This is a genomic window from Mesorhizobium sp. B1-1-7 (assembly GCF_006442705.1).
GTDB classification, from domain to species: domain Bacteria; phylum Pseudomonadota; class Alphaproteobacteria; order Rhizobiales; family Rhizobiaceae; genus Mesorhizobium; species Mesorhizobium opportunistum.
In genome coordinates this window covers 235493-261228 of record NZ_VFWQ01000002.1, presented here as the reverse complement: position 1 = coordinate 261228, position 25736 = coordinate 235493, and the positions used below count along the sequence as shown (strand labels likewise).

Annotated in this window: 21 protein-coding genes; 14 read left to right on the top strand and 7 right to left on the bottom strand. The window is 63.9% G+C overall.

Annotated elements, in window-relative coordinates; genetic code table 11:
- The first annotated feature begins 58 nt into the window (after window positions 1-58).
- Both FJ978_RS03795 and FJ978_RS03790 read left to right on the top strand, forming a co-directional pair.
- On the top strand, window positions 59-283 hold the full coding sequence (locus FJ978_RS03795; RefSeq protein ID WP_140570374.1) for a hypothetical protein: 225 nt from the start codon (window positions 59-61) through the stop codon (window positions 281-283).
- A 360-nt stretch (window positions 284-643) separates the two neighbouring features.
- Entirely contained in the window at window positions 644-2017 is a 1374-nt protein-coding gene (locus FJ978_RS03790) for an amidase (RefSeq protein WP_140570372.1), read from the top strand.
- Here FJ978_RS03790 and FJ978_RS03785 read toward each other — a convergent pair.
- Window positions 2011-3087, bottom strand: coding sequence for an FAD-binding oxidoreductase (locus tag FJ978_RS03785; RefSeq protein WP_140570370.1), 1077 nt, complete (start codon window positions 3085-3087; stop codon window positions 2011-2013). The genes FJ978_RS03790 and FJ978_RS03785 overlap by 7 nt on opposite strands.
- 140 nt (window positions 3088-3227) lie before the next feature.
- Between FJ978_RS03785 and FJ978_RS03780 the strand changes: the two genes are divergently transcribed.
- The gene (locus tag FJ978_RS03780) at window positions 3228-4820 is read left to right on the top strand and encodes a peptide chain release factor 3 (RefSeq protein ID WP_140570368.1); all 1593 of its coding nucleotides are present in this window, start codon (window positions 3228-3230) and stop codon (window positions 4818-4820) included.
- Window positions 4821-5002: 182 nt separating this feature from the next.
- Here the strand turns inward: FJ978_RS03780 and FJ978_RS03775 are convergent, their stop codons facing one another.
- Complete coding sequence (locus tag FJ978_RS03775; RefSeq protein WP_140570366.1) at window positions 5003-5470, bottom strand: VOC family protein; 468 nt, start codon at window positions 5468-5470, stop codon at window positions 5003-5005.
- 265 nt (window positions 5471-5735) lie between these two features.
- On the opposite strand from FJ978_RS03775, the gene ilvD reads away from it, so the two are divergent.
- Window positions 5736-7580 (top strand): dihydroxy-acid dehydratase, encoded by a 1845-nt coding sequence (gene ilvD, locus FJ978_RS03770; protein WP_140570364.1) that lies wholly within the window; start codon window positions 5736-5738, stop codon window positions 7578-7580.
- A gap of 166 nt (window positions 7581-7746) precedes the next feature.
- Here ilvD and FJ978_RS03765 read toward each other — a convergent pair whose 3' ends face one another.
- The gene (locus tag FJ978_RS03765; RefSeq protein ID WP_140570362.1) at window positions 7747-9501 is read right to left on the bottom strand and encodes an ABC transporter ATP-binding protein; all 1755 of its coding nucleotides are present in this window, start codon (window positions 9499-9501) and stop codon (window positions 7747-7749) included.
- A 150-nt stretch (window positions 9502-9651) separates the two neighbouring features.
- Between FJ978_RS03765 and FJ978_RS03760 the strand changes: the two genes are divergently transcribed.
- Window positions 9652-10932 carry an amidohydrolase family protein gene (locus tag FJ978_RS03760; RefSeq protein WP_140570360.1) on the top strand — a complete coding sequence of 427 codons (1281 nt, stop codon included), beginning with the start codon at window positions 9652-9654 and terminating at the stop codon, window positions 10930-10932.
- 107 nt (window positions 10933-11039) lie between these two features.
- Window positions 11040-11963 carry a DMT family transporter gene (locus FJ978_RS03755; protein WP_140570358.1) on the top strand — a complete coding sequence of 308 codons (924 nt, stop codon included), beginning with the start codon at window positions 11040-11042 and terminating at the stop codon, window positions 11961-11963.
- Here the strand turns inward: FJ978_RS03755 and FJ978_RS03750 are convergent.
- Window positions 11960-12862, bottom strand: a complete 903-nt coding sequence (locus FJ978_RS03750) for a phosphotransferase family protein (protein ID WP_140570356.1) — start codon at window positions 12860-12862, stop codon at window positions 11960-11962. The genes FJ978_RS03755 and FJ978_RS03750 overlap by 4 nt on opposite strands.
- 98 nt (window positions 12863-12960) lie before the next feature.
- Here FJ978_RS03750 and FJ978_RS03745 point away from each other — a divergent pair, with 98 nt between their 5' ends.
- Entirely contained in the window at window positions 12961-13593 is a 633-nt protein-coding gene (locus FJ978_RS03745) for a class I SAM-dependent methyltransferase (protein WP_140570354.1), read from the top strand.
- A 118-nt stretch (window positions 13594-13711) separates the two neighbouring features.
- Here the strand turns inward: FJ978_RS03745 and FJ978_RS03740 are convergent, their stop codons facing one another.
- Window positions 13712-16165, bottom strand: a complete 2454-nt coding sequence (locus FJ978_RS03740; protein WP_140570352.1) for an FAD-dependent oxidoreductase — start codon at window positions 16163-16165, stop codon at window positions 13712-13714.
- On the bottom strand, window positions 16162-17049 hold the full coding sequence (locus tag FJ978_RS03735) for a phosphotransferase family protein (protein ID WP_013891401.1): 888 nt from the start codon (window positions 17047-17049) through the stop codon (window positions 16162-16164). Before FJ978_RS03735 ends, FJ978_RS03740 begins: the two co-directional genes overlap by 4 nt.
- A gap of 420 nt (window positions 17050-17469) precedes the next feature.
- Here FJ978_RS03735 and FJ978_RS03730 point away from each other — a divergent pair, with 420 nt between their 5' ends.
- The 7 genes from FJ978_RS03730 to FJ978_RS03695 all read left to right on the top strand — a co-directional run bounded on the left by FJ978_RS03730 (window position 17470) and on the right by FJ978_RS03695 (window position 25234).
- On the top strand, window positions 17470-18246 hold the full coding sequence (locus FJ978_RS03730) for a DeoR/GlpR family DNA-binding transcription regulator (RefSeq protein ID WP_140570349.1): 777 nt from the start codon (window positions 17470-17472) through the stop codon (window positions 18244-18246).
- Window positions 18247-18328: 82 nt separating this feature from the next.
- The gene (locus FJ978_RS03725) at window positions 18329-19240 is read left to right on the top strand and encodes a LysR family transcriptional regulator (protein ID WP_023766348.1); all 912 of its coding nucleotides are present in this window, start codon (window positions 18329-18331) and stop codon (window positions 19238-19240) included.
- 138 nt (window positions 19241-19378) lie between these two features.
- A complete protein-coding gene (locus FJ978_RS03720; RefSeq protein WP_013891398.1) occupies window positions 19379-20533 on the top strand; it encodes an ABC transporter substrate-binding protein in 1155 nt (384 codons plus the stop codon).
- 179 nt (window positions 20534-20712) lie between these two features.
- Entirely contained in the window at window positions 20713-21711 is a 999-nt protein-coding gene (locus tag FJ978_RS03715; RefSeq protein ID WP_140570346.1) for an ABC transporter ATP-binding protein, read from the top strand.
- Window positions 21712-21934: 223 nt separating this feature from the next.
- Entirely contained in the window at window positions 21935-22900 is a 966-nt protein-coding gene (locus tag FJ978_RS03705; RefSeq protein ID WP_140570344.1) for an ABC transporter permease, read from the top strand.
- Window positions 22890-23705 carry an ABC transporter permease gene (locus FJ978_RS03700; RefSeq protein WP_140570341.1) on the top strand — a complete coding sequence of 272 codons (816 nt, stop codon included), beginning with the start codon at window positions 22890-22892 and terminating at the stop codon, window positions 23703-23705. Before FJ978_RS03705 ends, FJ978_RS03700 begins: the two co-directional genes overlap by 11 nt.
- Window positions 23706-23806: 101 nt before the next feature.
- Window positions 23807-25234 carry a gamma-aminobutyraldehyde dehydrogenase gene (locus FJ978_RS03695; protein WP_013891393.1) on the top strand — a complete coding sequence of 476 codons (1428 nt, stop codon included), beginning with the start codon at window positions 23807-23809 and terminating at the stop codon, window positions 25232-25234.
- A 183-nt stretch (window positions 25235-25417) separates the two neighbouring features.
- Here FJ978_RS03695 and FJ978_RS03690 read toward each other — a convergent pair whose 3' ends face one another.
- Window positions 25418-25732 carry a hypothetical protein gene (locus tag FJ978_RS03690; protein WP_013891392.1) on the bottom strand — a complete coding sequence of 105 codons (315 nt, stop codon included), beginning with the start codon at window positions 25730-25732 and terminating at the stop codon, window positions 25418-25420.
- Window positions 25733-25736: the final 4 nt, after the last annotated feature.

Below are 25736 nucleotides of genomic sequence, written 5' to 3'. Positions count from 1 at the left end.
GACGCATGAGTCTATCCAGGAAATGCGCGCGCTTTGTAGCCAGAGAGGAAAACCTGTCATGAAACTCGTTCTGTCCGCACTGCTCGTGCTGCTTGTCTTGTCGCAAGCGGCGGAGGCCAAGAAGAAAGTTGCGGTGACGCAAGACAATGCCGCCACGGCGCAGGCGACCCGGCCGCCCCTGGACGACACGTCGACAGGCGGAATCAGGTCGGCCGCGGGGGCAACCGCGACGGCCACCGAAGGGCAGCAATACCCGCCGGCGCTGTATTTCAATTTCCAGTAAGCCAATTGCTTGTCGACGCGGGTGCTTGTCGACGCAGGGGATCGATGATCCGCAACGGGATATCGCTTCGAGCTATTTAGGGAGAGCCCGAGGATCGCGGCTCCCCCCGAGTGCTGCCGGCCGAATGCCCAATCGTGATTGGCTGGCGAGGTGGAACCATAACGAAGGTCACGGCCCCGTCGATGACCGGCAGGAACATTTCGCAGCCGAAATGAAGCGAGATCGTCGACTAAATCCGATTGGCCTTGACCGGCGCAATTCCAATCAAGCACAGCCGATCCTCGAATGCTCAACTCCGCTTGAAGCCGTGCCTCGATCCGCCATCTTAAAGGCGAGTGCGGCTAAGCCGGAGCATTCCTCATGGACATTGCCTTCTCCTCAACCGTCGATCTCGCCATGGCAATCGCCGCGCGCAAAATCTCCGCCGTCGAGGCACTCGACGCCCATCTGACGCAGATCGACAGTCATAACGAGGCGGTCAACGCGGTCGTCTCGCTCGACAGGGAAGGCGCGCGCGAACGCGCCAAAAAGGCGGACGCAGCGCTGGTGCGCGGCGAAGCGCTCGGTCCGCTGCATGGCGTTCCCTTCACCCTGAAGGACATGCACGAGACAGCAGGCATGAAAACAACGGTCGGCTTTCCGCCCTTCGCCGACTATGTGGCGAAAGAAGACGGGCCGGTCGCGGCCAGGCTGAAGGCGGCCGGCGGCGTGCTGATGGCCAAGACCAACGTCGCCAGTATGCTGTCCGATTGGCAGTCGAACAATCCGCTGTTCGGCCGCACAAGCAATCCTTGGAACCTTGAGCGCACCTCTGGCGGCTCCAGCGGCGGCGCGGCAGCGGCGATCGCGGCTGGCATGACGCCGTTCGATGTCGGTACCGACATGCAGGATTCGATCCGTCTCCCAGCCGCCTTTTGCGGCGTCTACGGCTTGAAACCAACGGAGCATCGCGTCTCGTTGGCCGGTGCCTTTCCCAATCCGGGCGATGCCGCGCGCAGCGTCCGGTTGATGTCCTGCGTCGGGCCGCTGGCGCGCAGCGTGGACGATTTGTCCTTGATCTATCGCATCATTGCCGGATCGGACGGGCGCGACACCGATCTGGCGCCGGTGCCGGTCGAGGACATGCCGAAGCTCGAACTCAAGACATTGCGTATCGCTTTTGCACCGACCTTTCCGGGCTTCCCGGTGACCGACGCTATCGGTGCTGCTGTTGAAAATATAGCAAGGCAGTTGCAGTCGGCCGGCGCGACCGTCGAGAAAGCGAACCTTCCAAAACTGGATTTGCATGACGATCTCGCGCAAGGCGGCGCGTTGATCGGCATGATGATGGAGGCCGCGCAGCCCGAGCCGCCGGACGAGCCGGCACCCGTCTCGCGCTGGTTCGAGGCGCTCGCCCGCCGTGACAGATCGATTCTCGCCTGGGATCAGTTCCTTGAAAAACATGATGCGCTGCTCTGCCCGGTCGCCATGACCACGGCCTTTTCACATTGCGAGCCTGGCACGCCGATCAAAGTCGACGGCAAGGACCAAAGCTATTGGATGCTGCCGGCCTATGGTGCTGTTTTCAACTACAGCGGCCACCCGGCGCTTTCGATGCCCTGCGGACAGAACAGCGACGGCCTGCCGATCGGCCTGCAACTGGTCGGCAGGCGCTGGTCGGAAGCTCGTCTGCTCGGCATCGCCAGGGCAATGACGCCGTTGACCGGTGGCTTCAGCCGCCCGCCAGGCTATTGAGCGAAGCGAGCCAATCCGTAAGGCGCCAGCAGCGGGTCGCGCTCGCCGTCGAGGATTTCCCGAGCGGCAAACAGGCCGACGGCCGGCGCCAGCGTGATGCCGGAATGCATGACGCTGACATAGACACCGTCCATGCCCTCGGCGCGGCCGATGATCGGAAAACCGTCGATCGGCGTCGGCCGGTAGCCGACCGTGTGGAAATCGAGCGTCAGCCCGTCTCCGCCGCGCAGGCTGGCTTTCAGGATCGCGAACAGTTCGCTGGCGGTGACCTGCGCATCCATGCCGGGGTCGGCGCCGCTGAAATCGGAACCGGCGATGATACGGCCCTCGGCCGTCTGGCGCATATGCAGCCGCTCGGCCAGCACCAGTCCGTTCAGCAGCTTCTCGTGGGGCCGCGAGTGGACGATCAGGCCGGGTGGCGTCTCGAGCGGCAGATTTATGCCGGCGGTGGCGGCAATATCCGCCGAGCCGACGCCGGCCGCGATCACCACCTCGTCGGTGGCAAGCAGCCCATGCGATGTGTCGACGCCCGAAATCCTGCCGCCTGTCTGGACCAGCGCCGTCACCGTGCTGGAGATGATCCGCGCGCCGCGTCGTTCGGCATCGGCCAACAGCGCCTTCGTTGCCGCGACCGGCTCGGCAACGCCCTCTTCGGCGACATGCAAAGCGACGTCCGGAAGTTCGATGAGATTGGGCTCTATACGTGCCGCGCCGGCGCGGTCGACGCGCTCGATGCCATAGCCCCAGGCCGAATGCTGCGCGGTATAGGTTTCCATGTCGGTCGCCGACAAATCCCAGCACAGGCCGCCGCACCAGCTGAGCGGCAGGCCGGGCAGGTCCCGCGCCAGCCGCGACCATTCGGCCATGGCGCGGGTGCGCAGCCGGAAATAGGGCTCCGGATTGCCCCATGTGGCATTGATCCAGGCAAAGGAGTTCGGCGTGGCGACCCCACCTGCGGCACTGTCGGCGGCGATGACTGTCACCCGCGCCCCGGCCCGGGTCAGGTGCCAGGCAATGGAAGCACCGATGATACCGGCGCCGATGACGATCACTTGCTTGGCTGCGCCCATGCGGAACCTCCGTCGAACAGGTCTTCTGATGCCATCGCATCGAACCTATCTCAAGTACCGGCAGGCCAATCCGGCCAAATCTGTTCGACAGGCCCGAAATGCGCTGCTAGAAGCCCGCGCCACAGACAGGATTCCAAAAATTGGCTGAAGACATCGAACAGGCGGTATCGCGCCGCCGCACCTTCGCGATCATCGCGCATCCGGACGCCGGCAAGACGACGCTCACCGAAAAGCTGCTGCTGTTCGGCGGCGCCATCCAGCTTGCCGGCGAGGTCAAGGCCAAGAAGGACCGCATCCAGACCCGGTCCGACTGGATGAAGATCGAGCGCGAGCGCGGCATTTCGGTCGTCACCTCGGTGATGACCTTCGAGTATGAGGACAATGTCTTCAACCTGCTCGACACGCCCGGCCACGAGGATTTCGCCGACGACACCTATCGCACGCTGTCGGCGGTCGACTCGGCCGTCATGGTCATCGACGCCGCCAAGGGCATCGAGCCGCGCACGCTGAAGCTGTTCGAGGTCTGCCGGCTGCGTGATATCCCGATCATCACCTTCGTCAACAAGATGGACCGCGAAAGCCGCGACCCGTTCGAAATCCTCGACGAGATCGAGCAGAAGCTGGCGCTGGATACCGCGCCCATCACCTGGCCGATCGGCCGCGGCAAGACATTTTCCGGCACCTACCATTTGGCGCTAAACGCGGTGCGCAAGGGCGACGACGAGAAGGAACGCACGCCCGTTAATGGTCCCGATTCCAACCGCGTCGCCGGCCTGCTGCCGGAGAACGAGCGCGAGGCTTTCATCGAGGAACTGGAACTGGCGCGAGAAGCGTGCCGACCCCTTGATATAGAAGCCTTTCGCGAGGGCCATCTGACGCCGGTCTATTTCGGCTCGGCGCTGCGCAATTATGGCGTTCGCGACCTGATCGAGGCGCTCGGCGCCTTCGGCCCGCCGCCGCGCGCGCAGGAGGCGGACACCCGCACGATCGAGGCGACCGAGGAGAAGATGACCTCCTTCGTCTTCAAGATCCAGGCCAACATGGACCCCAACCACCGTGACCGCATCGCTTTCGTGCGCGTCTGCTCGGGCAAGCTCGAGCGCGGCATGAAGGCCAAGCTGGTGCGCACCGGCAAACCGATGTCCCTGTCGGCGCCGCAGTTCTTCTTTGCCCGCACCCGCGTCACCGCCGACGAAGCGTTCGCCGGCGATGTCGTCGGCATTCCCAATCACGGCACGCTGCGTATCGGCGACACGTTGACGGAGGGCGAGGAAATCCTGTTTCGCGGCGTGCCGAATTTCGCGCCCGAAATCCTGCGTCGTGTGCGTCTCGGCGATGCGATGAAGGCCAAGAAACTCAAGGAAGCGTTGCACCAGATGGCCGAGGAGGGCGTCGTCCAGCTGTTTTCACCCGAGGACGGCTCGCCGGCCATCGTCGGCGTCGTCGGCGCGCTGCAGCTCGACGTGCTGAAGGAACGGCTGAACTTCGAATACACGCTGCCGGTCGAATTCGAAATGTCGCGCTTCTCAGTGTGTCGCTGGATCTCGGCCGACGACAAGGCCGAGACGCTCCGCTTCATCGAAGCGCATCGCGGCGACATCGCCCGCGACCTCGACAACGACCCGGTGTTTTTGGCCCAGCACGTCTTCTCGCTGAACTACGAAGCCGAACGCTGGAAAGCGATCCGCTTCGCCACCATCAAGGACTACCAGGTCCGCGACAAGGCGGCTTGAGCCGGGGCCTTTTCCTTCTCCCCCTGTGGGAGAAGGTGGCCTCGCGAAGCGAGGTCGGATGAGGGGTGTTCCAGGGAGCGCCGACGCCTCACTCCGCTGGAACACCCCTCATCCGGCTCGGCGCTATCGCGCCGATCCACCTTCTCCCGCAAGGGGGAGAAGGGAAGGATCAGCGCCTCAACTCACCCCCTTGCAGCCGCTTCGATCTTCGCGATATCGATCTTGCCCATCTTCATCATCGCCGACATCACCCGGCCTGCCTTGGCCCGGTCCGGATCCAGAAGCAGCTTCGGCAGCTGCTCCGGCACGACCTGCCAGGAGACGCCGAACTTGTCTTTCAGCCAGCTGCAGGGGCCAGGCTCGCCGCCCTCGGTGAGCTTCTCCCAGAAATAATCCACCTCTTCCTGCGTCTTGCAGTCGATCGACTGTGACATCGCCTCGTTGAACTTGAATTGCGGCCCGCCATTGAGCGCCTGAAACGGCACGCCGTCGAGTTCGAACGTGGTCACCAGCACCTTGCCTTCATCGGCGTGGCCTTCGGGCCAACGCATCACGCTCAGCACCTTCGAATTCTTGAAAATGGAGACATAGAAATTCATCGCCTCCTCGGCCTGGCCGTCGAACCACAGGCAGGTGGTGATCTTTTGCATGTCGTGCTCCTCGGTTTGCTCTTTTGCTGTTACAGGGAAACGGCTGACTCCGAGAATGGTGCCATTCCTGCCGTCTGCCCAAGGACGGCCACGCGCCGAGCGATCCGACAGCGGCCTGAAATTTTTTGCGATATCCGGTTTTTCGCGGAATCTGGCGCATAGCAAAATTGTGGCCAGACCGGACTTGCGCGTCTATAACGCCTGCGATCCGAATTCAGCGCCGCCGCGCCCTTCTTCGGCTGCGGCCAGCCACCAAGGAAAAAACATGCCTGCCTATCGCTCCCGCACCACCACCCATGGCCGCAACATGGCCGGCGCCCGGGGCCTCTGGCGCGCCACTGGCATGAAGGACAGTGATTTCGGCAAGCCGATCATCGCCGTGGTCAATTCCTTCACCCAGTTCGTGCCGGGCCATGTCCATTTGAAGGATCTTGGCCAATTGGTCGCGCGCGAGATCGAGAAGGCCGGCGGCGTCGCCAAGGAGTTCAACACCATCGCCGTCGATGATGGCATCGCCATGGGCCATGACGGCATGCTCTATTCGCTGCCGTCGCGCGAGCTGATCGCCGATTCCGTCGAATACATGGTCAACGCCCACTGCGCCGACGCCATGGTCTGCATCTCCAATTGCGACAAGATCACCCCCGGCATGCTGATGGCCTCGTTGCGCCTCAACATCCCGACGGTCTTCGTCTCCGGCGGGCCGATGGAGGCGGGCAAGGTGGTGCTGGCCGGCAAGACGCAGGCGCTCGACCTAGTCGACGCCATGGTCGCGGCCGCCGACGACAAGATCTCCGACGAGGACGTCAAGGTCATCGAGCGCTCGGCCTGCCCGACCTGCGGCTCCTGCTCGGGCATGTTCACCGCCAATTCGATGAACTGCCTGACCGAGGCGCTTGGCCTATCGCTGCCCGGCAACGGTTCGACGCTGGCGACGCATGCCGACCGCAAGCGGCTGTTCGTCGAGGCCGGCCATCTCATCGTCGATCTGGCCCAGCGCTACTATGAACAGGACGACGAGACCGCACTGCCGCGCAGCATCGCCTCCAAGGGCGCCTTCGAGAACGCCATGACGCTCGACATCGCCATGGGCGGCTCGACCAACACGGTGCTGCATATATTGGCTGCCGCGCATGAGGGCGAGGTCGACTTTACGATGGAGGACATCGACCGGCTGTCGCGGCGGGTTCCGGTGCTCTGCAAGGTGGCGCCGGCCAAGTCCGACGTCCACATGGAAGACGTTCACCGCGCCGGCGGCATCATGGCGATCCTCGGCCAGCTCGACAATGCCGGGTTGATCAACCGCGACCTGCCGACGGTGCACACATCAAGCCTCGGCGAAGCGCTCGACCATTGGGATATCTCCCGCACGACGAGCCAGAATGTTCGCGATTTCTTCCTGGCAGCGCCCGGCGGCGTGCCGACGCAGGTCGCCTTCAGCCAGGATCGCCGCTGGGACGACCTTGATCTCGATCGCGAGAAAGGCGTCATCCGCTCGGCCGAGACGCCATTCTCGAAGGACGGCGGCCTTGCCGTGCTGAAGGGCAATCTGGCACTCGACGGCTGTATCGTGAAGACCGCCGGCGTCGATGAATCGATCCTGAAATTCACCGGGCCCGCCCGCGTGTTCGAAAGCCAGGATGCCTCGGTCAAGGCGATCCTGTCCAACGAGATCAAGGCCGGCGATGTCGTCGTCATCCGCTATGAAGGCCCGCGCGGTGGCCCCGGCATGCAGGAAATGCTCTACCCGACCAGCTATCTGAAGTCGAAAGGCCTCGGCAAGGCCTGCGCGCTGGTCACCGACGGCCGCTTCTCCGGCGGCACATCGGGCCTGTCGATCGGCCATGCTTCGCCGGAAGCGGCGGAGGGCGGCACGATCGGGCTGGTGCAGGAGGGCGACACGATCGAGATCGATATCCCCAACCGCACCATCCGCCTGGCGGTCAGCGATGAAGAGCTCGATGCCCGGCGTGCTGCAATGGAGGCAAAAGGCGCCCTGGCCTGGAAGCCCGAGGAAAAGCGCAAGCGCAAGGTGACGACCGCTTTGCGCGCCTACGCCGCCTTCGCCACCAGCGCCGACAAAGGCGCGGTGAGGCACGTGCCGGAGTAGCGTGGTTCTTCCTTCTCCCCTTGTGGGAGAAGGTGGATCGGCGCGCAGCGCCGAGACGGTTGAGGGGTGGGTGACGAAGTGCCAGCGGCGCCAAGCTGAAGCACCCCTCATCCGACCTCGCTACGCGAGGCCACCTTCTCCCGCAAGGCGAGAAGGAAGAAGCGCCTCACGGCATCAGCTGATATTCATAAAGCTTCTGATACAGCCCGCCCTGCTTGAGCAAGGTCCGGTGTGGGCCGCTCTCTACCACCTTGCCGCCTTCCAGCACCACGATCGTATCGGCCTGGTGAACCGTCGACAGGCGGTGCGCGATGACGATCGTCGTGCGGCCTTCGGTCAGTTGCTGCAGCGCGTCGCGGAACAGGGCTTCTGACTCGGCGTCGAGCGCGCTGGTTGCCTCGTCCAGAAGCAGGATTTCGGCGTTGCGCAGCATGGCGCGCGCGATCGAGATGCGCTGGCGCTGGCCGCCGGACAAAAGGCCGCCATTCTCGCCGACATCGGTCTCATAGCCTTTCGCCTGCGCCATAATGAAGTCATGCGCGTTGGCCGCCCTGGCGGCGGCGACCACCTCTTCGTCGGTCGCGTCCTGCCGCCCGAGCCGGATGTTGTGCATGATCGTGCCGGCAAACAGGAACGTATCCTGGCTGACATAGGCGATCTTTTCCCGCAGCGAGGCGAGCGTCGCGTGGGAGATGTCCTGGCCGTCGAGCAGCACCTTGCCGCCCTGCGGGTCGTACATGCGCATGATCAGGTTCAGGATCGTCGACTTGCCGCTGCCGGAAGGCCCGACCAGGGCCGTCATCTTGCCGGGCGCCAGGGTGAGGTCGAACCGATCCAGCACCGGCGGGCCATTCTGATAGGCGAAGCTGACGGCATCGAAGCGGATCTCGCCCGGTCCGGCCAGAAGCGGTCTCGCATCCGGCTTTTCGGCCAACGTCAGCGGCTCGTCGGCGAGTTGGAACATCATGCGCACGCCGACAATGCCGCTTTCCAGCGATATGCGCACGCGGGCCAGCCGCTTTGCCGGTTCATAGGCCAGCAGCAGTGCCGCGATGAAGGCCATGATGTTGCCGGGCATCTGGCCGCCCTGCAGAACCAGCATGCCGCTCACCATGACTGCACCGGCGATCGCCAGCCCGGCCAGCGTCTCCATCACCGGGCTGGTCACCGCTTCCAGCGCGGCGATGTTGTTGGCCCTGTCCTCGACGTCCGAAACCGCCTTGTACATGCGCTTGCGCATCAGGCCTTCGAGGTTGAAGGACTTGACCACGCGCACGCCGATCGCAGTTTCCTGCATCACCTGTACGATCTGGCCCACCGAGCGGAACTCCATGGCAGCGAACTTGCGCACACTCTTCAGGATGCGGTTGACGCCATAGATGGCTACTGGCCCGACGACGAAGCAGATCAGCGACAGCGCCGGCTGCTGCCATACCATTACCCCAATCAGGGCAGCCAAGGTCACCAGATCGCGCACATAGGAGGTGACGATGAGGTCGAGCACGTTGCGCGCCGCCTGGGCATTGTTGGTCATGCGGGTGATCAGGTCGGACGAAGAGGTCGAATGGTAGAATTCGATGCCTTGCGCCAGGATGCGGTCGTAGATCTTGCGCTGCCGCTCGGCGATGATGGCGTTGCCGACCCGGCTCATGAAATAGGCCTGCACGAAATTGGCGAGGCCCTTGACGACGAAGATTCCGGCGACCGCCAAGGCAATCATGTTGACGCGGTCGACCCGTTTGTCGATCACGAATTCATTGGTGATTTCGCGCAGGATCCAGGCGCTGGCAGCCGTCATGCCGGCCACCACCAGCATCGACAGGATGGCGGCGCCGTAGCCGACCCTGTGCTGCCGGAAGGATTCCCTGAGCAGCCTCGCGACGAGGCGCTGGTTTTCCGTCGAACGAAAGAAACGAAACAACGGCTGATCCTTGATGCCGGGAGGACGAAGGCGGCTTATAGAGGGAGTTGCCGCCGGAGGGAACTGTCCGCAACGGTCGGCAAGAAACGGCTGCGGCATGGTGCCTTTTGCGACACGATGTCAAAGTGATTCTTCAGGGGACGACGAACGATGGATTTCGACCTTATCGTGCGCGGCGGAACGCTGCCTGACGGCACCATCGCCGATATCGGCATCATCGGTGAGACAATCGCGGCAATCGAGCCCGAACTGAATGTCACCGCCGGTGTGGCAATCGCTGCATATGGCAATCTGGTGTCGCCGCCCTTCGTCGACCCGCATTTCCACATGGACGCCACGCTCTCCTATGGCATTCCGCGCATCAACGCGTCGGGCACGCTGCTCGAAGGCATTTCGCTCTGGGGCGAACTGAAGCCGCTGCTGACACATGAGGCGGTGCGCGACCGGGCGCTAGCCTATTGCGACTGGGCGGTGTCGATGGGCCTGCTCGCCATCCGCACCCATGTCGATGTCTGCGACGACCGGCTGCTGGCGGTCGAGGCGCTGCTCGACGTCAAGAAGACGATCGCCCCTTACATAGATCTGCAATTGGTGGCTTTTCCGCAGGACGGCTTCTATCGCTCGCCGACGGCACGCCAAAACACCATTCGTGCGCTGGACATGGGCGTCGACGTGGTCGGCGGCATTCCGCATTTCGAACGCACCATGGCCGATGGCACGCGCTCGGTGACCGAACTCTGCGAGATCGCGGCAAAACGCGGCCTGATGGTCGACTTGCATTGCGACGAGACCGACGACCCGCTGTCGCGCCACATCGAGCAGCTGGCCTATGAGACGCAGCGCCTGGGCCTGCAGGGCAAGGTGGCCGGCTCGCACCTCACCTCGATGCATTCGATGGACAATTACTATGTCTCGAAGCTCCTGCCGCTGATTGCCGAGGCCGGTGTGTCGGCCATTCCCAACCCGCTGATCAACATCATGCTGCAGGGCCGCCACGACACCTTCCCGAAGCGCCGCGGCCTGACCCGGGTCAAGGAGATGCAGGCGCTGGGCATTCGCGTCGGCTGGGGCCAGGATTGCGTGCTCGACCCCTGGTATTCGCTCGGCACCGCCGACATGCTCGACGTCGCCTTCATGGGGCTGCATGTGGCCCAGATGTCGAGCCCGGCCGACATGGCGCGCTGCTTCGACATGGTCACCAGCGTCAATGCTGCGATCATGGGGCTCGATCATCTCGGCCTGGCGGTCGGCAAGCGCGCCAGCCTTGTCATTCTCGACGCGGGCAACCCGATCGAGGCGCTGCGCCTGCGCGCCGAGCGCGTTTGCGTCATCGCCAGGGGCAAGGTGGTGGCGGAAAGGACAAGGCAGGACACCAGGCTGTCCATCCCCGGCCGGCCGGCAACGGTCAACCGCAGGCATCAGGCCGGGTAGGCCCAGTCGATTCCCGGTTCTGGTCTCGCCCTTTCCCGGATTCTCCTCGTCAAAGTGGCCGCTTCCGTCTAGGACGCAGTTACGAAAAGGGAGGAATCGGGATCGGCATGACGCAACCCGTGGCGCAAAATTCCACGATCAGGAACGTGCTTCTGGCCGGCATTCTGCTGATGCTGGCCGGCGATTTCCTGTTTGCGCTGAACGATGCGATGGGCAAGTGGCTGGTCGCCAGCTTCTCCGTTGGCCAGGTGGTGCTGATCCGGTCGATCGGCGCCTTCTTCGTGCTTGGTCCGATGATCGCCAACCAGGGCGCCGGCAGACTGTTCCAGATGGAGCGGCCGGGGCTGCAGATCCTGCGCGTGGTGGCGACGACGCTGGACACCGCCTTGTTCTACGCCGCCGTCGTCTATCTGCCGCTTGCCGATGTCATGAGCTTCTACATGGCCGGGCCGATCTACGTGGCGGCGCTGTCGCACTTCCTGCTGGGCGAAAAGGTCGGCTGGCGCCGCTGGGCGGCGATCCTGCTCGGCTTCTTCGGCGTGCTGATCATGCTGAAGCCGTCTTCGGCGGCGTTTTCGCTGTCGTCGGGCTTCGCGCTCGTCGGCAGCATCGCCTTTGCCTTTGCCATCATCCTCAACCGCCGGCTGCGCGGCACCAGCGACACCAATCTGGTGACGTGGCAGACCATCGGCACGCTGGTGGTCGGCGGCGTCATGACCATCGGCGCCTGGCAGACACCGTCGGCGCTCGATTTCGGCGCCATGCTGCTGCTCGGCATCGTCTCCTGCGGCGCGCATCTGATGATCACCAGGGCGCTCAAGCTGGCGCCGGCCTCGACGCTGGCGCCGCTGCACTACACGCTGCTGTTATGGGCGGTGGTCTTCGGGCTGGCGTTCTTCGGCGACGTTCCCGGCCCGCGCATCCTGATCGGCTCCGGCATCGTGGTGCTCGCCGGCCTGTTCATCTTCCACCGCCAGAAAGTGGTCGAGACCGCGGTGCCGCCGGAAAACGTGCCGAAGGGCGTGAACTAGCCCCTACGCACTGCCGCCAGGTGCCGTGAAAACTCCGGCGTCTCCATCAATGCCTTGCAGCGGGCAAACCGCCCGTCGGCATAGGCGCGGAAATCGTCGACCGGGTTGTCGTTGGCGAGCTGGATCAGGCCCCAAAGCGTCCACAAGAGGTCGCACATCGCCTTGTAGATGACGACGCGGCCGCGCTCCGCCGGCGTCTCCTCGCCGCCGAAATAGGCGCGCATCATCTCCTCGTCCTGCGCGGCATCGAATCTGCCTTCCACGCTGAGGTCGCCGAGGTCCCAGAGCGGGTCGTTCATCCCGGAATATTCCCAGTCGACGATCCACATCCGCTCTCCGGTATCGAGAAAGTTCTCGCACAGCGGATCGCAGTGGCAGGCGACGACGGGGAGCGGATGCGCGGCAAGCGCCGATCGCACGGTCTCGGCCTCGCGCACCACATCGTGATAGCCGGCGGGCAGCGCGACATTCTTGGTCGACAGCACCTTGAGATAGTCGTCGATCATCGCAAACAGTTCGAAGCGGAACGGGAACACGGCGCCCGAAGCATGCAGCTTGCGGAAAGCCTCGCCGGCACGCGCCGGACTGCCCGGCCGGGCCTTGAATTTCTCCGGCGACATCGTCTCGGCGCCGGCGATGAAGCGCGTCACCATCACACCGGTGCCGGGGTCGACATGCAGCACCTCGGGGCTGACGCCTGCCTTGGCTGCCTCGCGCGCCGCCACCGCCTCATTGGCGCGGTTGATATACTCTTCCGTGCCCTTGCCGGGAATGCGCAGGCAGAACGCACCGGCCTTGAAGACCAGGTTGGTGAGGCCGCCGAGCCGATCCAGCGGCCCGGTATAGCCGGCCAGCATCGGAATTGCGGCAAGTTTCGCCCGCGCCTCGTCCGTCACCATGCCTTCGCCCCACGCGGTTATTTCTCGCCGCAACGGTTCCACAAATTTCGCCGTTTGGCTATCATCCGATCGAAGGCAACTCGATCGGGCGAGAAAGCATGACGGACGCTAAACACCTGGGCGCGCTCAGCGCAGCCTATGCCGCGACACGGCCCGAGGAAGTGGCGGCACTGTATGACCGCTGGTCGCAAACCTATGATGCCGACATGTCGGCCGCCGGTTACCGCCATCCGACGATCTGCCTTGCCTTGCTGGCCCGCCATCTGCCGCGCGGCTCAGTCCCGCTGCTCGACGCCGGCGCGGGCACCGGGCTCATCGGCGAATGGTTGAACATTGCAGGCTATCCTGAGGTCGAGGCGCTCGACATCTCGCAAGGCATGCTGGATCAGGCCGCCCGCAAAGGCGTCTATTCGGCGCTGCATTGCCTGGCGCTTGGTGGCAAGCTGCCCTTTGCCGATGATGCCTATGCCGGCATCGTCTCTGCCGGCGTCTTCACCTCGGGCCATGTCGGCGTCGAAGGGCTGGACGAACTGATCCGCATCTGCCGGCCGGGCGGCATCATCGTGCTGACGGTCAAGAACACGCTCTGGGATCAAGGCTTTGCCGCGCGCATCGCCGAACTCGAGGCGCAAGGCCTCGTCACCCGCGTCGAGGAAACGCGGCCTTACGTCTCCATGCCGGGCGAGGCCGACACCGTGCCCAGCCGCGGTCTTGCCCTGCGCGTCAACTAGAGCAATTCCAGCAAAGTGTGAGCGGTTTCCCGGGAAAAGCGCGTAGCGCTTTCCCTTGGGATTTGCGTCAAAACAAAGAGATAGAGCGGCTCGCCGCTTCCGTGAAACGGTGAGACATCTAGGCCTTCACTCGCCCCGCTGCCGGATCGTACATCGGCTCGAGATGGATTTTGGCTGGCGCCCGCTCCATGGCCACGACCAGTTCATAGTCGCCCGAGGCGAGAAAATCGTCGCTCACCCCATCGGCGTTGCGCACATAGCCGTAGCCGATGTTCTTGCCGAGCGTGTAGCCATAGCCGCCGCTGGTCAGATAGCCGACCGGCTCGCCATTGCGCAGGATGGTCTCGCGTCCGAGCAGCACGATGTCGGGATCATCGACCGTGAAGCCGGCAAAGCGTTTCTTCAATGCCGTGCCGTTGGCCTTCTCCAGCGCGCGCCGGCCGACAAAATCGGTGTTCTTGCGCAGCTTGACCGCCCAACCGAGCCCGGCTTCCTGCGGCGTGTCGTTGGGCGTGATGTCGGCGCCCCAGGCGCGATAGCCCTTTTCCAGCCGCAGCGATTCCAGTGCGCGATAGCCGACAGGGCGGATGCCATGCCTCTTGCCGGCCGCCATCAGCGCGTCGAAGACTTCGCCGGTGGCGGCGATCGGTACGTGCAGCTCCCAGCCGAGTTCGCCGACATAGGTGACGCGCAACGCCCGGACCGTGTGGCCGGCAATGGCAATTTCACGGACATGGCCGAACGGGAATGCTGCGTTCGACACGTCCGCATCGGTCACATCAGCCAGTACATCGCGCGCCCGGGGCCCCATCAGCGACAGCGTGCCGAAATCCTCGGTGACATCGGCAAGCGTGGCATCGAGGCCCTCGCCGATATGGTCGCTGATCCACGAGGCATCGTGGGTGCGGAACCCGGTGCCGGTGACGATGTAGAATGTCTCCTCGGCCAGCCGCGCCACGGTCAGGTCGGCCTCGATGCCGCCGCGCGTGTTGAGAAGCTGAGTGTAGGTCAGCCGGCCGGCCGGCTTGCTGACGTCATTGGCGCAGATCCAGTCCAGGGCCTTCGCCGCGTCAGGTCCGCTCAACTCGTATTTGGCGAACGACGACTGGTCGAATATACCGACCTTTTCACGCACATGCCGGTGTTCGTCGCCAACCGCCGCAAACCAGTTCTGCCGGCCCATGGAATAGATGTCCCGCGGTTCGACCCCCTCTGGCGCGAACCAGTTCGGCCGTTCCCAGCCGAGCTTCGAGCCGAACACGGCCTGCTGCCGCTTCAGCCGCTCATAAAGCGGCGAGACGATGCGCGGCCGGCCGCTGACATATTCCTCATGCGGGAAGCCGATCGTGTAGTGCTTGCCATAGGCTTCCAGCGTGCGGTCGCACACCCATTGCCGGTCGCGATGCAAGTTGGAAAAGCGCCTGATGTCGACCACCCACAGGTCGAGCGGTGCCTCGCCATCGACCACCCATTGCGCCAGCACCCAGCCGGCGCCGCCGCCGGACGCGATGCCGAAGGCGTTGAAGCCGGCGCCGACGAACATGTTGGCGCATTCCGGTGCCGTGCCGAGGATGAAATTGCCGTCCGGCGTAAAGCTCTCCGGCCCGTTGATCATCTGCTTGACGCCGACGGTTTCGAGCGCCGGCACGCGCGCGATCGCCTGTGTCATGTGCTGCTCGAAATGATCGTAATCGTCGTCGAACAGCCGGAATTCCCAATCGTCGGGCACGTCGCCGCCCGGCAGATCGGTCTTCCAGGCCTGCGGATTGGGCTCGTAGCCGCCCATCACCAGGCCGCCGACCTCCTCCTTGAAATAGGTGCGGCGGTCGGGGTCGCGGATGGTCGGCGCGTCGGTCGCCAGGCCAGCGATCTTCTCGGTGATGATGTACTGGTGCTTCACCGGCTGCAGCGGCACGTTAATGCCGGCCATGGCGCCGACCTGCCGCGCCCACTGCCCGGCACAGTTCACCACCTTGTCGCAGGCAATGTCGCCCTTGTTGGTCTTCACCGCGGTGATGCGGCCGTCCTTCATCTCGAAACCGGTGACGCGCACATCCTCGTAAAGCTTGGCGCCATGCATGCGCGCACCCTTGGCCAGCGACTGCGTGATGTCCGAGGGGCTGGCCTGGCCATCGGTCGGCAGCCAGGAGGCGCCGACGAGATCGCCGGTTTCCATCAGCGGCCACATCGCCTTGACCTCCGCCGGCGACAAAAGCTGCATGTCCATGCCGAAGCTCTTCGCCGTCGTCGCCAGCCTTTTGTACTCGGTCCAGCGGTCGGCATTGGTGGCAAGCCGCAGGCAGCCGGTCATCTTCCAGCCGGTCGCAAGGCCAGTTTCGGCCTCCAGCCCCTTGTAGAGCTCGACCGAGTATTTGAGCACGCGGGTGATCGAGGCCGACGAGCGCAATTGCCCGACCAGGCCGGCGGCATGCCAGGTCGAGCCCGAGGTCAGCTTGCCTTGCTCGAGCAGCACCACGTCGGCCTTGTGGTCGCGCGCCAGATGATAGGCCGTCGAACAGCCGATGATGCCGCCGCCGATGACGACGATCGCGGCATGGCCAGGCAATGTCATGATTTCAGGATCCCGTATTTTGTCCGGTAGTTTTCCAGCGCCGCGTCGAGCCGCACCAGGTTTTCCTCGGTATAGGCGACGTAGTCGATGCCCGGCGCGTCGAGATAGAGTTCCGACACCATGCTCCACATTGCCTCGCGCAGCAGCGAGGCGCATTGCATGGCCGCGTGCGAGCGGCGGATCGCCTCGTCCGGCTCCTTCATGAAATAGGCGGTCAGGAAAGCGAAGGATTCCTCATCGCTCATGCCGGCATTCGAGGCAACGCCTGAAAGGTCGAACATGGCCGTGTTGAAACCGGCATATTCGAAATCGATCAGCCACAGCCTGTTGCCGTCGTCGAGAATGTTGGCCGGCAACAGATCGTTGTGGCCAAAGACGATCGGCAGCAGTTTCTGAGCGCGCTCCAGTTCGTCCGCCAGTGTCAGCAGGTGCGGCAGTTCGCTGCGCTTGCGGCTGCCGCCTTCCTCCAGCGTACGTGCATAATCGCGGATGACGTGGAACACCCAGAACATGAAGCCGGCGCCGGAGATATGGTTGGGCATCTCCCGGTGGAAGCCGCGCATCAGGGCCGCGACCCGGCCAAGATTGGCGCGCACATCGTCGGCCAGATAGGTCCTGGCGCCAAGATACGCCGTCACCATGATCCCCGGTTCGGCATAGTGCACCGCCGGCGCGAAACCGGCGGCGTGCGCGGCTCGCGCGGTCATCACCTCGCGCTCGCGGAAGACATGGTGGAAGGGATAGTCCTGGCCGAAGCGCACGACATGCCGTCCCGCGGCGTCGCTGACCACATAGTTGGCATTGCTCAGGCCGCCGGGCAGCGGGGCGATCTCGATGGCCCCGGTCCAGCAGGGCAGGGCACGGATGCGGTCTTCTGCAATCACGGAGTTATCCCTGGTTTATGGCCTGGTTTGCTGGGTTTCGACGAGGCGCTACGGGCAGCGCGACGACAGCGGGGAGAAACGCGGATAATCTCGTCGGTGCGGGACGCCAGGATCGGTATCCCGCACCGCACCGACGAGCCCCGTGGCCAGGTTTTTGAGCCCGGCATCCGCCCCCGCGGATCTGAAAATTCCTTGCGCCAGCCACATGCCAAGCTGTCTGGCCAGTGAGTTGCGGCTCTGCCATCGCCCTCCCGTCGCAGCTCCGAACCCTCTGAGATTGGATTTCACGCCAAGGTTGCCCGGCTGTCAACAAAAAGATGTGACCTTTTTTGGGTATTTTGCCCGAAATGAAGAGATAGTTCCTTTAAAACCGCTTGAATTACCTTAGAATCGGTCAAAGTTCCGAACCCGGGAAACCAGATGGTCCATTCGAAACGCCACGGCGAAATCCTGCGGCTGCTGCAGGAGGAGGGCACCGTCACCATCGCCAGCCTGGCCGACCGGCTGGGTGTTTCGCTCGAAACCGTACGCCGCGACGTCAAGCCGCTCACCGGCGACGGCTCGGTCCTGAAGATGCATGGTGCCATCGGCCTGCCTTCGATGGTCGGCGAAGCGCCATTCGAACGGCGCATGCGCGAGAATGCCGATGCCAAGCGCGTCATTGCCCGCATGGTCGCCGCCACCATCCGCGACGGCGAATCGATCATGCTCGACACCGGCACCACGACCTCGTTCCTGGCGCGGGAACTGCTCGGCCACCGGCGGCTGACGGTCGTCACCAATTCGTCCGACATCGCCCGCACGCTGGCCACCATCAACGGCAACAAGGTCTATATGGCCGGCGGCGAGTTGCGCAGCGATTCCGGTGCCGCCTTCGGTGCCTCGGCCATCGAGTTCGTCAGCCGTTTCTCGGTCAGCCACGCCGTCATATCCACCGGCGCCGTCGATGCGGTGACGGGCGTCATGGATTATGATCTCGAAGAGGCGGAATTCGCACGCATGGTACTGTCGCGCGGCCAGCGCTCGCTTGTGATCACCGACCACACGAAATTCGGCCGCCAGGGCCTAGTCCAGGTCTGCAGTTTCGCCGGCTTTTCCGAACTCGCCACCGACCGCTCGCCGCCACGCGATATTGCCGCTGCCCTCGCACAGGCCGGCGCACGGCTCAGCATTGCCGGCGACGTTGCCGGATTCTGATCCAGTCTGTTGACGACTGGGCCTGTTGACGATTGGCCGACCGGCACTTCCCACAGCCGCTTGCGCCGTGTTTAGTCCGGCCATGGCTTTCACCATCCGCCAGTTGCAGTTCTTCATTGCCGTCGCCGAGCAAGGCACGGTGTCGGGTGCGGCTCAAAATCTTTCCATCTCGCAATCGTCCGTCACCGAAGCGATCAAGGAGCTCGAAAGCGATCTCGGGGTCGAACTGTTCGAACGCCATCCGCGCGGCCTCAACATCACCCACAAGGGCCACCAGTTCCTGCGCCACGCGACGAAGATTCTCGCCGACGTTTCCGATGCCCGCCGCTCCTTCTCCGGCGAGCAGGCGGCGACCGGCGGGCGGCTGCAACTCGGCGTCACCTCACTGGTCGCCGGCTATGTGCTGTCGGATCTGCTTTCGCGCTACCGCCGCGCCTATCCGGGCGTCGAGGTCTCGGCCATCGAGGACAATGGCGACTACCTCGAACATCTCCTGATCGGCGGCAAGCTCGACATAGCCGTCATGGTCACGTCCAATCTGCGCGACCGTACCGCCCTGCAATCGGAAATCCTCGAGGTCTCGGCCTATCGCCTGTGGCTGCCGCTCGGTCATCCGCTCGCCGGCGCCGACATCATCGGCATCGGCGACATCGCCTCCGAGCCGCTGATCATGCTCACCGTCGATGAGATCGAGGAGAACACCGGCAAGCTGCTGACGGCGATCGGCGCCAGGCCGCATGTCGCCTTCCGCACCCGGTCCGTGGAAGCCGTGCGCAGCCTTGTCGCCACCGGCGCCGGCGTGGCGCTGCTGCCAGACCTTGTCTACCGGCCATGGTCGCTGGAAGGCGACCGCATCGAATCGCGTGATATCTCCGGCTCCTTGCCGGTGGTGCAGGTCGGCATGGTCTGGCGGCGCGGCTCCGGCCTGCCGCAGGCGGCGCGCGACTTCATCGGGCTTGCCCAGTCGCAAAGGATGGTCCGCCAGCGCCTCTGATCCAGCAGCGCAAGCTATCGGAAAAACCGATACCGCCCTTCTGATAAATGAATTTGCGAAACCGGAGTTTTCCAAGCACTTTCCGTCCAGGGAACAAAGCCGCCACAGCAGCGCGGCCCCTCAAATGGGAGATCGACGATGAATTCATTCCTGAAGTCATGCACGGCGCTGACGGTCGCGCTCGCCTTCTCCGGCCAGGCCATCGCCCAGGTCAAGGAACTCGGCAAGGGCGAAGGCGAGGTCAATATCGTTGCCTGGCCGGGCTATATCGAGCGCGGCGAGACCGACAAGGGCTATGACTGGGTCACCGCCTTCGAGAAGGAGAGCGGCTGCAAGGTCAACGTCAAGACCGCAAACACCTCGGACGAGATGGTCTCGCTGATGAACGAGGGCGGTTTCGACCTCGTCACGGCTTCGGGCGATGCCTCGCTGCGCCTCGTCGCCGGCAAGCGCGTGCAGCCGATCAACACCGATCTCATCCCGAGCTGGAAGTCGGTCGACGACCGGCTGAAGGACGCGCCCTGGTTCACCGTCGACAAGGTCCACTACGGCGTTCCCTATCAGTGGGGACCGAACATCCTGATGTACAACACCGAGGTCTTCAAGGAAGCGCCGAAGAGCTGGAACGTCGTCTTCGAGGAGATGAAGCTGCCCGACGGCAAGTCCAACAAGGGCCGCGTCCAGGCCTATGACGGGCCGATCCACATCGCCGACGCCGCCAACTATCTGATGTTCCACAAGCCGGAACTCGGCATCAAGGACCCCTACGAGCTCAACGAAGACCAGTACAAGGCAGCCCTCGACCTGCTGCGCGTGCAGCGCACGCTGGTCGGCCGCTACTGGCACGATGCCGCCATCCAGGTCGACGATTTCCAGAACGAAGGCGTCGTGGCCTCCGGTTCATGGCCGTACCAGGTCAACACGCTGGTCGCCGCCAAGAAGCCGGTTGCCTCGACCGTGCCGGAGGAAGGCGTCACCGGCTGGGCCGACACCACCATGATGGAAGCCGACGCGGCACATCCGAACTGTGCCTATATGTGGCTCGAACATTCGCTGTCGCCCAAGGTGCAAGGCGACGTCTCGGCCTGGTTCGGATCGCTCCCCGTGGTGCCCGCCGCCTGCAAGGGCAACGAATTGCTTGGCGAGGAAGGCTGCAAGACCAACGGCTACGACAATTTCGACAAGATCAAGTTCTGGAAGACGCCGGTCTCGAAATGCGCCACCCAGAACAACCAGTGCGTGCCTTACTACCGCTGGGTCTCGGACTATATCGGCGTCATCGGCGGACGGTGATTTCTCTTACCCTCACCCTTGTGGGGAGGGTCGACGCGCAGTGTCGGGGTGGGGGACTGTCCGATAGGTCCGCGCCATCACCCCCACCCCCGGCTTCGCCGCGACCTCCCCCATCGAGGGGGAGGTGAAGCGGCGCGTGAATTCGTCCTTGTTTGACCCGGCAAAGCAGACTGGCAGCCATGACATCAGCCGTTTCCTTCCAGAAGGTTTCCCGCCATTTCGGCAGCGTTCGCGCCGTCGACGCGGTCGATCTCGACATCGTGCCGGGCGAGTTCTTCGCCATGCTCGGGCCATCGGGTTCGGGCAAGACCACGTGCCTGCGCCTGATCGCCGGCTTCGAGCAGCCGACTGCGGGTTCGATCTCGATCTTCGGGGAGCGCGCCGAGGGCGTTCCGCCCTACCGTCGCAACGTCAACACCGTGTTTCAGGATTATGCGCTGTTCCCGCATCTCAACGTGCTCGACAATGTCGCCTACGGGCTGATGGTCAAGGGCGTCGGCAAGGCCGGGCGGCACAAGGCGGCTGAGGAAGCGCTGACACTGGTGCGCCTGCCTGGCTATGGCGCCCGCCGCCCCGGCCAGCTTTCCGGCGGCCAGCGCCAGCGCGTCGCGCTTGCCCGTGCGCTGGTCAACCAGCCCAAGGTGCTGCTGCTCGACGAGCCGCTCGGTGCGCTGGACCTGAAACTGCGCGAGAACATGCAGGAAGAGCTGAAGTCGCTGCAGAAGGCGCTCGGTATCACCTTCGTCTTCGTCACCCACGACCAGGGCGAGGCGCTGTCGATGGCCGATCGCGTCGCCGTCTTCAATGACGGCAAGATCATGCAGATCGGCACGCCGGAGGACATCTATCAGCGGCCGAAGACGCGCTTCGTCGCCGATTTCGTCGGCTCGTCCAACGTGCTGCCGCCGGATTTCGTCCAGCGCTATTCCGGCCAGCACCGCTGGGGCAGCCTGCGCCCCGAAACCATTCGAGTCGGCCGCGCCGCGAGCGGCGAAGGCGTCGCCGCCCGCCTCGTCTCGACCAATTATCTCGGCGCCACCACCAGGCTGGCGTTCGATGCCGACGGCTTGAAGCTGCATGCCATCGTGCCGGCCGGCGCGGCCCTCCCGGCGGAAGGCGACGCCGTGGTGCTGACCTTCAACCGCGAGAGCCTGCATCTTATGGACGAGCAGGCATGAGGAAGGTTTGCGTCGTGCGCCCCCCTCTGTCCTGCCGGACATCTCCCCCTCAAGGGGGGAGATTGGCAATTTCTCGGCCGCGCCAATTCTGCAACGTTGGAAATTGGCGAAACCTGAAGGGGCAGCCGATCTCCCCCCTTGAGGGGGAGATGTCCGGCAGGACAGAGGGGGGCGACGTAGAGCGCGGCTTCTCGCATAATCCCCTTCAACACAGAGTGGCGTCATGACCATCGCCGCGCTCAACGCCAATCCCGCGCCCGCCATCCTGCCGGGCAGCGGCGGCCTGCGCGGCGCGCTGTCGGACCTGTTCTGGCGCCGGCCGCAGCTCCTGCTGCTCCTCATGCTGCTGCCGCCGGTTTTGTGGCTCGGCATCGTCTATATCGGCTCGCTGTTCGCCCTTTTGGCGCAAAGCTTTTTCTCCATCGACGAGTTCTCCGGCCTCATCAATCGCGAGTTCACGCTGAAGACCTATGGCGACCTGCTTCAGGCGGCCAATCTCGACATCATCCTGCGCACGGTGACGATGGCGGCGCTGGTCACGCTGGCCTCGGCCATTGTCGCCTTTCCGATCGCCTACTACGCCGCACGCTATGCGCGCGGCCGCTGGAAGGCGCTGTTCTATCTCGGCGTCATGCTGCCGCTGTGGTCGAGCTACCTGGTCAAGATCTATGCGTGGAAGCTGATCCTCGCCAAGGAAGGCATTCTCACCTGGCTGCTCGCCAAGCTGCATTTGCTGTGGCTGCTCGATGCCTGGCTGTCGCTGCCGGTGGTCGGCGGCAACTCGCTGTCGGTATCGTTCACCGGCACGTTCATCGTCTTCGTCTATGTCTGGCTGCCCTTCATGATCCTGCCGGTTCAGGCCGCGCTCGAACGCGTGCCCGCCAATCTGGTCGAGGCCTCGTCCGATCTCGGTGCCTCGCCGGGCCAGACCTTCCGCAATGTGCTGTTCCCGCTGGCGCTGCCCGGCATCGTCGCCGGCTCGATCTTCAGCTTCTCGCTGACATTGGGCGACTACATCATCCCGCAGATCATCGGCACCTCGCGCTTGTTCATCGGCCAGGCCGTCTATTCGCAGCAGGGCACCGCCGGCAACATCCCGCTCGCCGCCGCCTTCACCGTGGTGCCGATCGTCATCATGGGCTTCTACCTGTGGGGCGCCAAGCGCATGGGGGCTTTCGATGCGCTCTGACCGTGGTCAATCGGCTCCGCTCGGCCTGAAGATCGCCGCCGCCTGCGGCTTGCTGTTCCTGCATCTGCCGATCCTGCTGATCTTCGTCTACGCCTTCACCACCGAAGAGAAGAGCTTCGTCTGGCCTCCGCCCGGGCTGACGACGCAGTGGTTCGCCGTCACCTGGAACCGGCCGGATGTCTGGGAAGCGCTGTCGCTTTCGGTGCGCGTCGCCGCCATCTCGACCGCGATTGCTTTGATCCTCGGCACACTCTGTGCCGCCGCGGTGTCGCGGACGAAATTCTTCGGCCGCGAGACCATCTCGCTGCTGGTCATCTTGCCGATCGCCTTGCCCGGTATCATCACCGGCATCGCGCTGCGGTCGGCTTTCGCGCTCGCCGACATCCCGTTCTCGTTCTGGACGATCGTGCTCGGCCACGCCACCTTTTGCGTGGTCGTCGTCTACAACAACGCGGTTGCCCGCTTCCGCCGCACCTCCGGCTCGATGATCGAGGCGTCGATGGATCTCGGCGCCGACGGCTTCCAGACCTTCCGGCATGTCGTGCTGCCCAACATCGCCACCGCGCTGCTTGCCGGCGGCATGCTGGCCTTCGCGCTGTCGTTCGACGAAGTCATCGTCACCACCTTCACCGCCGGCCAGCAGCAGACCGTGCCGATCTGGATGCTGGAGGAGCTGATCCGTCCGCGCCAGCGCCCGGTCACCAATGTCGTGGCCATGGTCGTCGTGTTGGTGACGCTGCTGCCTATCCTGTTTGCCTATTACCTGACCCGCGACGGAGACCAGATCGCCGGAAGCGGGAAATGAAATAGCGAATAGGGAGTAGCGAATAGCGAATAGGGAAATCGATACCTGACCCTATTCGCTATTCGCTACTCGCTACTCGCTCCTGATCAAGGAGGAACCCAATGGACACTCAGATGCTGATCGGCTCGAAATTCGAGAAGGGCACGGACGCCGAGGAGCCGATCCTCAATCCGAAGACCGGGGCGGCCATACTCAACCTGCCCGAGGCCAGCCAGGCGCAGATCGAGGCGGCGGTAGCGGCCGCCGAACAGGCGTTCGTCTTGTGGTCGCGCACCACGCCGGCGCAGCGCTCGGGTTATCTGCTCAAGATCGCCGACCGCATCGAGGCGGAAGCGAAGGAGTTCGCGGCGCTCGAGGCGCTGAACTGCGGCAAACCGATCAATTCCGTGCTCAATGACGAGATCCCGGCGATCGTCGACTGCTACCGCTTCTTTGCCGGCGCTGTCCGCTCGATGCCGGGTGTCGTCGCCGGTGAATATCTGCCTGGTCACACCTCGATGGTGCGGCGCGACCCGATCGGCATCGTCGCCTCGATCGCGCCCTGGAACTATCCGCTGATGATGATGGCCTGGAAGGTCGCGCCGGCGATTGCCGGCGGCAACACCGTCGTCTTCAAGCCGTCGGAGCAGACGCCGCTGACGGCGCTGAAGCTGGCGAAAATCCTGGCCGAGATCCTGCCCGAAGGCGTCGTCAACGTCGTGCTCGGCCGTGGCGACAGTGTCGGCAACACGCTGATCAACCACCCCAAGGTCAATATGATCTCGATCACCGGCGACGTCGCCACCGGCAAGAAGGTGCTGCAGGCGGCCGCCAAATCGGTCAAGCGCACGCATCTTGAGCTCGGCGGCAAGGCGCCGGTCATCGTCTTCGACGACGCCGACCTTGGCTCCGTCGTCGCGGGCCTGCGCGCCTTCGGCTATTACAATGCCGGCCAGGACTGCACCGCCGCCTGCCGCATCTATGCCGGCAAGAAGATCTACGACAAGCTCGTCGCCGATCTCTCGTCGGCTGTGTCGACCATCAAGTACAATCTATCAGACGATACCGAGAACGAGATCGGGCCGCTGATCTCGCGCCGCCAGCGCGACCGCGTGTCGAGCTTCGTCGAGCGCGCCTCGGAACTGAAGCACATCGAGATCACCACCGGCGGCAAGCCGGGCGAGGGCACCGGCTTCTACTATCAGCCGACCGTCGTTGCCGGCGCGCTGCAGGAGGACGAGATCGTACGCCGCGAAGTCTTCGGTCCGGTCGTCTCGGTCACCCGTTTCACGGAAGTCGACGAGGCGGTGGGCTGGGCCAATGACAGCGACTACGGCCTGGCGTCGTCGGTGTGGACCAAGGACGTCTCGCGCGCCATGGCGACGGCCGCACGCCTGCAATATGGCTGCACCTGGATCAACACCCACTTCATGCTGACCAACGAGATGCCGCATGGCGGGCTGAAGCAGTCAGGCTACGGCAAGGACATGTCGCTTTATGCGCTGGAGGATTATACCGCGGTGCGCCATGTGATGGTGGCGCATGGGTAGTAGCGCTTCTACCTCTCCCCCTGTGGGAGAGGTCGGATTGCCCCGATTTGCGCTTCGCAAATCGGTTGGCAATCCGGGTGAGGGGTAGCTTGGCGCCAAGCTGGAACACCCCTCATCCGTCTCGACGCTGACGCGTCGATCCACCTTCTCCCGCAAGGGGAGAAGGAAGGTCGAGCGTAATCGCTACTCCACGATGCGATAGATGTTCCACAGGCTGGTGCCCGACACGACAAAGGGCTCCATTTCCTTGCCCCATTTGGCATGCGCGTCGATTTTGCCGATCTTGGCGAAGAACGCCTCCAACTGGGCCAGGCTCTCGACCTGATGATGCGACTCGACCGTCGCTTCTCTCGCACCGATCGATCCCGTCATGATCTGGAATTGCAGGTCGGCGATGCCGACCTGCGAGCCGATCTCGCGTTCCCATTTCTTGAGCAGTTCGAGCACGGTCTGCTTGTGTCCGAACTTGGCGTCGATCTGCCATCTCGCGCTGAACATTTTT

What these genes read in the sequence shown, in the direction of transcription:
- FJ978_RS03795 (WP_140570374.1), top strand. Translation starts at nt 59, where the DNA reads ATGAAACTCGTTCTGTCCGCACTGCTCGTGCTGCTTGTCTTGTCGCAA.
- FJ978_RS03790 (WP_140570372.1), top strand. Translation starts at nt 644, where the DNA reads ATGGACATTGCCTTCTCCTCAACCGTCGATCTCGCCATGGCAATCGCC.
- FJ978_RS03785 (WP_140570370.1), bottom strand. Translation starts at nt 3,087, where the DNA reads ATGGGCGCAGCCAAGCAAGTGATCGTCATCGGCGCCGGTATCATCGGT.
- FJ978_RS03775 (WP_140570366.1), bottom strand. Translation starts at nt 5,470, where the DNA reads ATGCAAAAGATCACCACCTGCCTGTGGTTCGACGGCCAGGCCGAGGAG.
- ilvD (WP_140570364.1), top strand. Translation starts at nt 5,736, where the DNA reads ATGCCTGCCTATCGCTCCCGCACCACCACCCATGGCCGCAACATGGCC.
- FJ978_RS03760 (WP_140570360.1), top strand. Translation starts at nt 9,652, where the DNA reads ATGGATTTCGACCTTATCGTGCGCGGCGGAACGCTGCCTGACGGCACC.
- FJ978_RS03755 (WP_140570358.1), top strand. Translation starts at nt 11,040, where the DNA reads ATGACGCAACCCGTGGCGCAAAATTCCACGATCAGGAACGTGCTTCTG.
- FJ978_RS03750 (WP_140570356.1), bottom strand. Translation starts at nt 12,862, where the DNA reads ATGGTGACGGACGAGGCGCGGGCGAAACTTGCCGCAATTCCGATGCTG.
- FJ978_RS03745 (WP_140570354.1), top strand. Translation starts at nt 12,961, where the DNA reads ATGACGGACGCTAAACACCTGGGCGCGCTCAGCGCAGCCTATGCCGCG.
- FJ978_RS03740 (WP_140570352.1), bottom strand. Translation starts at nt 16,165, where the DNA reads ATGACATTGCCTGGCCATGCCGCGATCGTCGTCATCGGCGGCGGCATC.
- FJ978_RS03730 (WP_140570349.1), top strand. Translation starts at nt 17,470, where the DNA reads ATGGTCCATTCGAAACGCCACGGCGAAATCCTGCGGCTGCTGCAGGAG.
- FJ978_RS03725 (WP_023766348.1), top strand. Translation starts at nt 18,329, where the DNA reads ATGGCTTTCACCATCCGCCAGTTGCAGTTCTTCATTGCCGTCGCCGAG.
- FJ978_RS03720 (WP_013891398.1), top strand. Translation starts at nt 19,379, where the DNA reads ATGAATTCATTCCTGAAGTCATGCACGGCGCTGACGGTCGCGCTCGCC.
- FJ978_RS03715 (WP_140570346.1), top strand. Translation starts at nt 20,713, where the DNA reads ATGACATCAGCCGTTTCCTTCCAGAAGGTTTCCCGCCATTTCGGCAGC.
- FJ978_RS03705 (WP_140570344.1), top strand. Translation starts at nt 21,935, where the DNA reads ATGACCATCGCCGCGCTCAACGCCAATCCCGCGCCCGCCATCCTGCCG.
- FJ978_RS03700 (WP_140570341.1), top strand. Translation starts at nt 22,890, where the DNA reads ATGCGCTCTGACCGTGGTCAATCGGCTCCGCTCGGCCTGAAGATCGCC.
- FJ978_RS03695 (WP_013891393.1), top strand. Translation starts at nt 23,807, where the DNA reads ATGGACACTCAGATGCTGATCGGCTCGAAATTCGAGAAGGGCACGGAC.
- FJ978_RS03690 (WP_013891392.1), bottom strand. Translation starts at nt 25,732, where the DNA reads ATGTTCAGCGCGAGATGGCAGATCGACGCCAAGTTCGGACACAAGCAG.